We start from the raw sequence: 11,827 nt of genomic DNA on the forward strand, positions 1-11,827 counted from the left end.
TCATTGGTGCCGGTGATGGTCACCGTGACGGTGTCGGTATCGGTGCCGCCGTTGCCATCATCGACCGTGACATCAAAGCTTAAGGTGATGGTCTCGCCGACGGCGAGGAACTGCACCAGGCTGTTGGCAATGTCATAGCTCCAGCCGGAGTTATCGACACTGAAGCCGGCCGCCAGTGCATCCTGGGTGGCTTGATCTAGGGCGCCGCCGCTCCAGAGTACATCGCCGTTATAGCTGCTGCCGACGCTGTGGCTGTCGTTGATATCGACATCGGTGAAGCTCAAATCGCCGCTGTCGCTGAGCATCCCGGCCACGACATCAACATCCTCGGTGACCGCGCCGCTCATGTCGATGCTCAGCACCGGTGCATCATTGGTGCCGGTGATGGTCACTGTGACGGTATCGGTATCGGTGCCGCCGTTGCCATCATCGACCGTGACATCAAAGCTTAAGGTGATGGTCTCGCCGACGGCGAGGAACTGCACCAGGCTGTTGGCAATGTCATAGCTCCAGCCGGAGTTATCGACACTGAAGCCGGCCGCCAGCGCATCCTGGGTGGCTTGATCCAGGGCGCCGCCGCTCCAGAGTACATCGCCGTTATAGCTGCTGCCGACGCTGTGGCTGTCGTTGATATCAACATCGGTGAAGCTCAAATCGCCGCTGTCGCTGAGCATGCCATTGATGACATCAATATCCTCGGTGACTGCGCCGCTCATGTCGATGGTCAGCACAGGTGCGTCATTGGTGCCGGTGATGGTCACAGTGACGGTGTCGGTATCGGTGCCGCCGTTGCCATCATCGACCGTGACATCAAAGCTCAGGGTGATGGTCTCGCCGACGGCGAGGAACTGCACCAGGCTGTTGGCAATGTCATAGCTCCAGCCGGAGTTATCGACACTGAAGCCGGCCGCCAGTGCATCCTGGGTGGCTTGATCCAGAGCGCCGCCGCTCCAGAGTACATCGCCGTTATAGCTGCTGCCGACGCTGTGGCTGTCGTTGATATCAACATCGGTGAAGCTCAAATCGCCGCTGTCGCTGAGCATCCCGGCCACGACATCAACATCCTCGGTGACTGCGCCGCTCATGTCGATGCTCAGCACCGGCGCATCATTGGTGCCGGTGATGGTCACTGTGACGGTATCGGTATCGGTGCCGCCGTTGCCATCATCGACCGTGACATCAAAGCTCAGGGTGATGGTCTCGCCGACGGCGAGGAACTGCACCAGGCTGTTGGCAATCTCATAGCTCCAGCCGGAGTTATCGACACTGAAGCCGGCCGCCAGCGCATCCTGGGTGGCTTGATCCAGGGCGCCGCCGCTCCAGAGTACATCGCCGTTATAGCTGCTGCCGACGCTGTGGCTGTCGTTGATATCGACATCGGTGAAGCTCAAATCGCCGCTGTCGCTGAGCATCCCGGCCACGACATCAACATCCTCGGTGACCGCGCCGCTCATGTCGATGCTCAGCACCGGTGCATCATTGGTGCCGGTGATGGTCACTGTGACGGTATCGGTATCGGTGCCGCCGTTGCCATCATCGACCGTGACATCAAAGCTTAAGGTGATGGTCTCGCCGACGGCGAGGAACTGCACCAGGCTGTTGGCAATCTCATAGCTCCAGCCGGAGGTATCGACACTGAAGCCGGCCGCCAGTGCATCCTGGGTGGCTTGATCCAGGGCGCCGCCGCTCCAGAGTACATCGCCGTTATAGCTGCTGCCGACACTGTGGCTGTCGTTGATATCAACATCGGTGAAGCTCAAATCGCCGCTGTCGCTGAGCATCCCGGCCAGCACATCAATATCCTCGGTGACTGCGCCGCTCATGTCGATGCTCAGCACAGGTGCGTCATTGGTGCCGGTGATGGTCAAAGTGACGGGTTGTGAATCACTGGCGCCAAAGGCATCGGTGACTGTTAGTGTGAAGCTCAAGGTGATGGTTTCGCCGACGGCGAGGAACTGCACCAGGCTGTTGGCGATATCATAGCTCCAGCCGGAGTTATCGGCACTGAAGCCGGCTGCCAGCGCATCCTGGGTGGCTTGATCCAGGGCGCCGCCACTCCAGCTTGCATCATTGTTGTAGCTGCTGCTGACAACATGGCTGTCACCAATATCCACATCGGTGAAGCTCAAGCTGCCGCTGTCGCTGAGCATGCCATTGATGACATCCAGATCTTCAATGACGGCTCCACTTGCGTCAGCGCTGAGAATGGGGGCGTCATTGGTACCTATGATGGTAATAGTGACCAGTTGTTCGGCGCTGGCGCCATACTCATCCGTTACAGTAACCGTAAAGGTTTCGGTGCGAATTTCGCCTTCCAGTAAACCATCAACGGCGGCGTTATCGAGCTGATAATTCCAGGCGCCGGTGGCGGCATCAACACTGAAGCTGCCCAGTGGGCTGTCGGCACTACCGGACCAAGTCAGATCTGCACCGTTGTCGACATCGCTGGCGCTGAGTTGGCCACTGACACCCGGAGTTCCGGGATCGACGCTGCTATCGTCAAATTGACCGGCTTCACGCACAGTGCCGTCGGCATCGCCCTCGCCAGGAGGGTTAATTATCGGGCCATCGTTGGTGCCATTGATAGTCAGAGTGACTAGCTGTGAATCACTGGCGCCAAAGGCGTCGGTGACCGTCAGTGTGAAGCTTAAGGTGATGGTTTCACCGACGGCGAGGAACTGCACCAGGCTGTTGGCGATGTCATAGCTCCAGCCGGAGTTGTCGGCGCTAAAGCCTTGGGCTAGCGCATCTTGGGTCGCTTGATCTAGGGCGCCGCCGCTCCAGCTTGCATCGCCATTGTAGCTACTGCTGACAACATGGCTGTCACCAATATCCACATCGGTGAAGCTCAAGGCACCACTGTCACTGAGCATACCATTGATGACATCAACGTCTTCGGTGAGGTTGCCACTGCTATCGGCGCTGAGAATGGGGGCGTCATTGGTACCTATGATGGTAATAGTGACCAGTTGCTCGGCGCTGGCGCCAAACTCATCCGTCACATTAACCGTAAAGGTCTCGGTGCGAATTTCGCCTTCCAGTAAACCATCAACGGCGGCGTTATCGAGCTGATAATTCCAGGCGCCGGTGACGGCATCTATGCTGAAGCTGCCAAGTGGGCTGTCGGCACTGCCGGACCAAATAAGCACGGCACCATTATCCACATCGCTGGCGCTCAGTTGTCCGCTGACACTAGGGGTGCCAGGGTCTATGCTGCCGTCATCAAACTGACCGGCTTCTCGTACAACACCATCGGCCTCACCCGGCTGAGGCGTGCTGATCACCGGCACATCATTGGTGCCTGTGATAGTGATAGTCAAGGTCTGGATGCTGGTATCGCCATCGGCATCGGTCAGCAGATAGGAGAAAGTTTCCGTCAGGGATTCTCCCTGAGCGAGCGCTTGAACGGCTTGCGCTGCAGAGTTAATTTGATAGCTGTAACTACCATCGGCATTGAGGGTCAGCAGGCCGTAGCTGCCTGAAACCTGGCTTTGATTGGATACGGCATTATCAAGGTTGCTGCCACTGCCAGCGGCTGTTACCTGTGCGGTATCGCCGCCCTGAACATCGTTGTCGAGCAGATTGCCGCTAATGGCTAGTAGTGAGTCTTCATCTACGCTGTTGATGTCATCCTGGCCGCTTGGAGCGTCATCCAGTACCGAGATGGTAAGGGTATTACCGACACTGTTTCCTTCTAGATCGGTCAATATCAGGTTGAAAGCCTGCGAGAAGTCATCACTTGAGCTGTGGTCAACCGCAGAATTGAGGGTAAAGCTATAGCTGATATTGCCGTTTATCAGGTCAACGGCGTTGATGGTGAGTACACCGTATTCAGTATTGATACTGACAGGGCCGTTAAATACGCCGCCAGAGACAATGGCAATCCCATCTAGGGTCAAGCTTGCCACGCCGGCCGCAGCGCTAAAACTCAAGTTACCGGTTTGGGTCAAGGCGGCGGGTGATGGAGTGGTTCCTGTCGGCAGGTTGGCATCTGAGAGTGTGGCTGCGCTACTGCTGAGTGTTGGGCCAGCCAAGGGGAGATCCTCAAGCAGTATCTCTTCTTGAGTGGTAATGGCGGTTTGATCGAAACCACTGGTGTCATAACCTGCACTTGCCAATAACTCAGAGCCGTCCCTGTCTACGGCGACATAACCGAAATCACCTTGGTTACCTGTTGTCCCGGCACCAGCTGCGGTAGCAGGCAGGTTTGCGGTAGGGTCGTCACCTGCAAGTATTTGTGCCTGCAGTGCGGCTATTTCGGCATCGACCCCTTCATTGGCGAATTGGGCGACATCTGCGGCCACGGCATCTGGCTGAGGTTGAGCGCTGGGTTGTGCATTTTGCTCTGTCAGCCTGGTACCATCGGCATATTCGATAGTGAAGGTATCGTTCGCGGTGAAGATGATCTCTTCACCATTGCGGATGAGATCCCCGATGCTCAGATCGCGGATATTGCCATTTTCGTCCTTGGCCTTGAGTTGTCCAACCAAATTGGTGACAACTGCGTCTTGCTTGCTGATTGCGACGCCCATAACTCATACTCCTTTGCACGCAAATACTGACGGCAAGGTACTCAAGACCATAAGCGTCAGTTATAAGTTCTAATATTAAGTCTGGGGTTGAAACGAAGGCTGTCAAATGCCTGTCTTTAAAGGCTGGCTGCAGATTAATAATGGCTGATTGATTTTAGATATGGGAATTTACCACCCATTCATAAGGTTACAGATGATGAGAAAGTGACTTTGCTTTTCGTAATAAAAAAGCCACTAAAATAGTGGCTTTTTTATTACGAAAAGGTCTAGCGATTAGCTGCTCTTGGCGGCCTGTTTGTAACTATTGAAGGCTCCCTGATGATCGGCCAACTGTTCCTGAAGTTTGGCCAAGGCCAGCCAATACTCCTTGCGCGGCAGCAAGTGACACAAGCGTTCCCATGCGGCTCGGGCCAGACTGAATTCACGGCAGAGCTCATGGATTTGAGCCATGCAGTGTTGGTAGTCGGCATGATTTTCGAGCTTGGGCTCCAAATTTTTCAGCAGCTTCAGGGTTTCGTTGTCTTGGGCTTCAAAAATTTTCGGCAAAACTTCAAGTACAGCGGAGCAAGGCTCTTTCTTTAGGGCCTTATTCAGCAGTTTCAGCGCTTCGTCACGGCGGTTGAAGCCGGCCAGACCCAATGCATATTGCGCCATATTGGGTTGCTGGCTGCGTTCCTGGCGGCTAAGCCAGTGCCAACATTTTTCCAGTTCTTGCTCGCTGCGAAGGGCCGCCTGCGCCAGCAAAGCGTTATTTACCCTCTGGTTCAGGAGCTCGTATTCTTCACTATCGAGGATCTGCTTTTTGCGCAGCGCCGGCAATAACAGTTTTAGAGCCTGCCAGTCCAGCTGGCTCTGGTAAAGCTCCAGTGCCAGCTGCAGTACCGGTGCCTTGCTCTTGCTGCTGGGTTGCAGTTTGTCCAGCTGCTCGCGGGCTTTTTCCAGCTCGCCTTGCTGCATGTAGTAGCGCACTCTGGTGGTGGTGACGGCTTGGGTCGCCAGTGGCAACTGGGCCGCCTTATTCAGGTATTCATCCCGCTGTTCATTCTTGAACTGTCTTTGGGCCGCTCTGGCGGCAGCCAGATAATTAAGAGCAGGCAGTTCACCGGCTTCGGCGCCTTTTTGCATCGCCTTTTCGGCCGCAGGCCAATCTTCTTCTGCCAGTGCCAGGGCACCAGTAAGAGTGTGCTTGCGGGCGGCATTGCGGCGCCAGCGCCGCGGCAGGTAGCGACTGCTAAGCACCAGATTCAGCACAGTGACAAGCAGCCATTCCAGTAGCTGCAACAGGGCAAAGAAGATGATGAGTGCCATAACGGCAAACAGCAGATTGGTTTCCAGTTGCCAGTCCAGAAAGGCGATATAGACATAGCCCGTCTTCCCGGCTAAGAGCGGGCTAAGGCAGGCACCAGCCAGAATAATCACCAGATAGATGAGTACTCTTATCATAGTTCCGCCCCCGGCATGAGTTCACCATAGGTGACCAACTGCTTGAGCTGGGCGCTGGATTCAAATTTGGTCAGATTAACGGGATCCAGTTGCAGACTGGACAAAGCATTGATTGCGGTCAGCACCTCTTCGGTGCGTGGATCGTCGAGATCGAAATATTGCTGGATCCACTTTCGAGCCATGGCCAATGACTGGCGGTAGTTGAGCTCATCATATTGATAGAGGGCCAGTTGCGACTGTAGTAGTTTATTGCGGATATTCTCGAATAAATACCATTCTTGCTGGGGAGACAGCAGCGGAGTGATATCTGAGCTTATCTTGCGAATAGTGAAGAAGTCTTCCTTCAGTGCGCTCCAGGTCTTGGCCAAGTTGCTTTGCCAATCTCCAATGGAGTCAGACATCTTGTTTTCTGTTTCCGGCTCCATTTGCTGGCTGCCGACACGGTTGAGTGGCAGCTTGTCCAGCTTGGTGATAATGCCATCCAGGGTGAACACAGTTCCTGCGATATCGGTATTCTTGATGGCGCTGACCGCTGCAATATCGTTGGCGAGGGCTCGACGCAGTGGCATAAGAGATGGCTCCTGCATGGCGGCAATACGCTCATCGGCGGCTTGTAACAGGCCGGTTGCTGTTTGCGGATCTTTCTCCAGCCACAGCTTACGTCCCGCCATCCGCACCAAGTATTCGGCTTCTGCCGCCATCCAATGGTTGGGACTACGTTGTGCCAGAGTGGCGATACGGTTTTGCATCTGCTGCTGGGCATCGCTCAGTTGGGCTATGGCACCTTGCAGCTGTTGATTTTGCTGCAGGTCGCTTCTCAGTTGCTGCTCCAGTGCCTGTAATCTGGACTCAGGAGCTTGTTTGACCTGTTCGAGGGTAGTTGTCAGTTGCGCATTGGCGGCTTGCTGTTGCTGCAGTTGCCAAAAGAGATAAGCACCTATGGCGCAGGCCAGCAGTGCCAGCAACAGGCTCAATAGCAGCGTCAGTCTCAGTGGCCATGAGCTGCGCTTGGCTGTCTCCGCTGGAGTTTCTTGCTCTGTGGTACCCAAGGTTTGGGTAGGCAGTGCGGGGGTATCGCTCCCGACTTCTGGCTTACTGTTATCCATTAATGCAGTCCTTTAACGCGACAATAGGGCTGGAAATCGGGAGGGGGAAAACTAGAGCCTCAATGCTTTGAGTACGGCCTTACTATTGGCTGCCGTGGCATCGGTCACTTGAGTTAATCCGGCGACCACGGCCTTATCTACCACCCGAATACTGGGAACTATAATATGACATGCTTGCAGCCAAGCAAAATACTCTTTTGGCAGCAGTCGGATAAGGTTCATCAGGCTTTCGGCGCTGCTGAGCACTATGGTGTCTATCCCGAAGGCTTGCCATTCTTTGACCAGTTGTATTGCATCGTAGGCGGGGCAGGTGCGGCGGTAGACTTCCCAGAACTTGACTGAAGCACCATATTGCTGGAGTGTTTGTCCCAGTACTTCCCGGCCACCGTTACCGCGAATTATGACCACTTGCTTGTGTTTTACTGCTTCGGGTTGCAGTCCTGGCAGGGTTAACAGGCCCTCGGTCTGTTGGTTGTCATCCGGAGCCTTATGGCCGTGGATACCATATTGCGCAAAGGCCTCGAAAGTCGCTTCGCCGACGGCAAAATATTGAATGTGTGACGGCCAGGGGGCATTGAGTGCCTGAGTACCGAAATGCACCGCATTGGTGCTGACAAACACAATAATGTCGGCGTCCAGCACCTCGGTAGGGGAAATAGTTTTGTCTTCCATGGCCTCGACTGCCAGCAGAGGGGTCACCATAAAAGGTATCCCTCTTTCTGTCAGCGCTTTTTCCATGGCGTGATTGCGCCCCTCGGGGCGCGTCAACAACACTCTCATGGTGCCGCCTTGTTATTTGCCGTAAACGGCATCCAATATAGTTTTGGCGCCTTTGCTCAGCAGTTCTTCTGCCAGGGCGTTACCCAAGGCTACCGCTTCGTCCTGATGACCACTTACCACTCCAGAGATCACTTCAGAACCGTCTGGATTACCCACCAGACCTCTCAATGTCAGCTGTTGGTCCTGGATCTCGGCATAGGCACCGATAGGTACCTGACAACCGCCTTCCAGACGAGTATTCATGGCCCTTTCTGCCAGTACGCGGTAGCGGGTTTCTTTGTGCTCAAGCGGTGCCAGCAAGGCTTTTACCCGCTCATCGTCAGTGCGGCATTCGATGCCGACAGCGCCTTGGCCGTTGGCCGGCAGTGATTCTTCGGCGCTGATAAAGCTGGCGATACGCTCCGACAGTTTCAGGCGGATAAGCCCGGCAGCGGCCAGAATGATGGCATCATATTCACCGGCGTCCAGCTTACCCAGACGGGTTCCCACGTTACCGCGCAGATCTTTGATTATCAGGTCCGGACGACGGGCTCTGAGTTGGCACTGACGACGTAGGCTTGAAGTACCGACAACCGCACCCTGAGGCAGTTCATCGATGCACTTATACTTATTGGAGACGAAGGCATCACGGGGATCTTCGCGTTCACAGATTACTTCCAGCCCCAAGCCTTCCGGGAAATCGACCGGCACATCTTTCATGGAATGTACGGCGATATCCGCCTGGTCTTCCAGCATGGCGACTTCCAGCTCTTTAACAAACAAACCCTTGCCACCCACTTTGGCCAGAGGGGTATCGAGAATAATGTCCCCCTTGGTGCTCATTGGCAGCAGTTCTACTGTCAGCCCGGGATGAATGCGTTCCAGTTCGGCTTTGACAAATTCTGCCTGCCACATGGCGAGAGGGCTTTTACGTGTTGCTATGCGAATGCGATTTTCTGACATGCCAGTCTTTTCCGTGAGAGTACATTAAATGCGCCAATGCTAACATTGCCTATTGGAGAATGGCACTGAGCGCTGCTCAATCTTTGAAGTGGGCACGTTAAATTTTCGTCAAATAGTGTGATCTTGATCTCATTACTTGCCTGTCGGCATAAAAGTGTTAGCATGATCATCTAACTGCTTCAGGAACAGTGAAATTCTGATGATCGAGCGTCAGCGACAATATGCCGAATGCGCCGAGCGCCTCAACCGAGTGCGTCTGGCCCGTGCTCAAGCGCTGTTCTCTCCCTTACAGCGGCATCTGTTTAATCTTATTCCGCTATTGTTGCATCAACATCACAACCGCTTGCCCGGATACAATGGTCCCATGACGCCTCGTGGTATCAAGGGATTCTCAAATACCATCTCGTTTAAGGAGTCGCTCGCTACCCTCAAGCTGCCACTGCTTGAAGACTCACCGCATGTCAGCCCGGTATTGGAAGGGGTTTACGTGATGGGTAGCACCGCCAGTTTTGGCCAGAATCCCAAGAGTGATGTGGATGTTTGGTTGGTCTATGACGCAGGGCTGACCCTGGAAGAAGTAGAGTTACTGAGGGACAAGAGCCTAAAACTTACCCAGTGGTTTGCTGGTTTTCAATTCGAGGTGAACTTTTATCTGGTACATCCGCGGCAATTTTGCCGTGATGATGCCTGTCATCAGGACGCCGAATGGGAGCTGTTGGGGCATGAGCACAGCGGCAGCGCCCAGCATTGGTTACTGCTAGAAGAGTTCTACCGCAGTCATATTCGCCTAGCAGGCAAGACGGTCGCCTGGTGGCCTAATGCCGAGCCTTGCAGCGATTTTCTGTTTCTTGGTGATGTGCACCAACTACCCGCCAATGAGTATTTTGGTGCCTCTTTATGGCAGCTCTACAAAGGCTTGGACAAGCCGCACAAGGCCCTGCTCAAGGTACTGCTGTTGGAAGCCTATGCCAGTAATTACCCACAAACCAATCTGGTCAGCGAGTGGGTGTGGTTGAGAACTCTGGCCGGTGACTTTTCCAACGCCAACGATGCCTACTTACTCCTGTATCAATATATAGAGTCTTATCTGCTCAAAGTGGGCGATAGGCGGCGACTGGAAATTGTACGGCGTTGCTTTTACCTCAAATGTGGTATCAGGCTGACTGATACAGAACAGTATCACGATTGGCGTTACCACAAACTCAGGCAGTTGGTAGAACAGTGGGAATGGCCTCAGAGTCTACTGACGACCCTGGATGATTGTGAACATTGGCACAGTGGCCAACTGCAGTGGTTCAATGCCCAGCTCAACGAGTTGATGCTGGCCAGCTATCAAACCCTGTTGCATTTCGCTTCGACCCACAGGCTGAGTGAGTACTTTAAAATTGAAGACTTGGGGCTGTTGACCCGCAAGTTACACACCTATTTCAGTGAGGACAAGCAGCAGATCCTACGGCTCAACCGGCTTTGGAGTCAGTCGCTGGCAGAGCCGAATCTGACCATAGTCCGCAGCGAACAGGATGGTCGCTGTCATCTCTATCGTCTGTCGCCGGAGCCGCGGCAGTTTATGGGCGAAGTAGCCATCTATCAGGCCGATGATGCCGCCTCTTTGATGATTTGGGCCTGCCTCAATGGGGTGGCAACCGCCAGCAGTCGTTGGTTTGAATACGGCGCGGGTCGTCTGCGCTGCCGGCGTCTCAATCAAGTGGTCGAACGGCTACTGCCTTACACCGAAGACAAGAAGTGGCGAGTGTCGAAACTGGATCTGTGTCAGCCTTGGCACTATCGCAAATTAGTGTGGATCCTCAATCTGGAGCAGGATCCCAGCGAACATTGGCAGGGCCAAAGCTTGATGCTGGAACTCATGGGCAGCAACCTGTTGGCGACAGGCAAACCGGCAGCTAGCCTGCTGGGTTCGGTGCAACTGATGAGCCTCAACTCCTGGGGCGAATGGCATTGTCACAGCTTTAGCGGTGAACAGGCGCTATTGGAGGCCATCGCCTTTGCCACTCCAGGCATGAGAAGGGCGCCACAACAAGTGGCCTTTGATGTCGTCAGCGCCTCGCAAAAGCTGCAGTCTCAGTTGGAACAAACTGTAGTGGATATTCTCAAGCAGGTGCACCGGCTGATAAGAGATGCCTGTCCTTCAAAGACCCTGGTGCAGCCACTGCAACTGGGTGAAAAGAAATATGGCCTGTTTTTCGATGCCAAGGGCATGAGTTACCGGGATCTTAGCGATGTAAAGTCCCTCTATCGTCAGTTGGCCAGAGGCGAACTACAGAGTTTGCCAAGGCCCGAGCTTGCCGACGACCCTTGGGTCAAGGTGCCCGAGGTTATCCAGAACTATGCGGTGAAGGGGGTGATCCAGTATTTCCTGCGCAGCCGGGAAGACGAGTTGGACGTGTTTGTACTGGATGAAGGAAATGGTCTGAGCCACTATGTGCACAGCAATCCGGATGTCAGTGAATTGGTGAATACTGTTACTCAGCATTACGCCTTCGGTGAAGTCCTGAACCTTAAAAATCAGTTCAACTTTCCGCAGTTTTTCCGCTTGGTGCGTCAAAACGGCAACCTGGACGTGGTGCCTTTCGGGGTCACGGCAAGGGCGGCGCAGACAGAGTTCTGACCGCCCCTAAATCATCAGAACGACAGTTCTATTCCGCCCTGGCGGCTGATGGACTCTCTGACGAAGGGCATAAACTCGCCGCCGTTGCGCTCATCTATCCATTTACCGTCGACATAGCCAAAGTGATAACCACCGAAACGGGTTGCTACCCAGATCTGGTGCAGCGGCTCCTGCTTGTTGATCACGATTTTGGAGCTGTCGGCGAACTCGAGCTGCAGCACATTGCCTGAAGCGTCGATATCAACATCGGCATCCTGCTCATCGATTGCATTCTCAATTGCGGTTTCTATCCGGTCGAACATTTCATCGGCGAGCTGATGATATTCGGTATCTGTCATGGCCATGGAATATCTGTCCTTTGCTTTCATCAAGATGAATGCGATTATAAGGCTAATGTA

General features: G+C 54.2%; 7 protein-coding genes. 1 reads left to right on the forward strand and 6 read right to left on the reverse strand.

The genetic code is table 11. From position 1 onward, the window contains the following. From CBE72_RS00230 to hemC, 5 genes are all read right to left on the reverse strand, one after another. Positions 1-4,532: retention module-containing protein (locus tag CBE72_RS00230; RefSeq protein WP_100141802.1), on the reverse strand; the 4,532-nt coding region annotated here is incomplete at its 3' end. A gap of 273 nt (positions 4,533-4,805) precedes the next feature. Further along, positions 4,806-5,975 (reverse strand): heme biosynthesis HemY N-terminal domain-containing protein, encoded by a 1,170-nt coding sequence (locus CBE72_RS00235; protein WP_100141803.1) that lies wholly within the window; start codon positions 5,973-5,975, stop codon positions 4,806-4,808. Beyond that, the gene (locus CBE72_RS00240; RefSeq protein WP_100141804.1) at positions 5,972-7,081 is read right to left on the reverse strand and encodes a uroporphyrinogen-III C-methyltransferase; all 1,110 of its coding nucleotides are present in this window, start codon (positions 7,079-7,081) and stop codon (positions 5,972-5,974) included. The genes CBE72_RS00235 and CBE72_RS00240 overlap by 4 nt, the downstream gene beginning before the upstream one ends. Positions 7,082-7,132: 51 nt before the next feature. Then, positions 7,133-7,861 (reverse strand): uroporphyrinogen-III synthase, encoded by a 729-nt coding sequence (locus CBE72_RS00245; RefSeq protein ID WP_100141805.1) that lies wholly within the window; start codon positions 7,859-7,861, stop codon positions 7,133-7,135. Between the two features lie 12 nt (positions 7,862-7,873). Continuing rightward, entirely contained in the window at positions 7,874-8,803 is a 930-nt protein-coding gene (gene hemC / locus CBE72_RS00250; protein WP_100141806.1) for a hydroxymethylbilane synthase, read from the reverse strand. Between the two features lie 202 nt (positions 8,804-9,005). On the opposite strand from hemC, the gene CBE72_RS00255 reads away from it, so the two are divergent. Then, complete coding sequence (locus tag CBE72_RS00255; protein WP_100141889.1) at positions 9,006-11,429, forward strand: class I adenylate cyclase; 2,424 nt, start codon at positions 9,006-9,008, stop codon at positions 11,427-11,429. Positions 11,430-11,443: 14 nt separating this feature from the next. Here CBE72_RS00255 and cyaY read toward each other — a convergent pair whose 3' ends face one another. Beyond that, the gene (gene cyaY, locus CBE72_RS00260) at positions 11,444-11,773 is read right to left on the reverse strand and encodes an iron donor protein CyaY (RefSeq protein WP_025011356.1); all 330 of its coding nucleotides are present in this window, start codon (positions 11,771-11,773) and stop codon (positions 11,444-11,446) included. Positions 11,774-11,827: the final 54 nt, after the last annotated feature.

The organism is Shewanella carassii (genome assembly GCF_002777975.1).
Classification (GTDB): Bacteria; Pseudomonadota; Gammaproteobacteria; order Enterobacterales; family Shewanellaceae; genus Shewanella; species Shewanella carassii.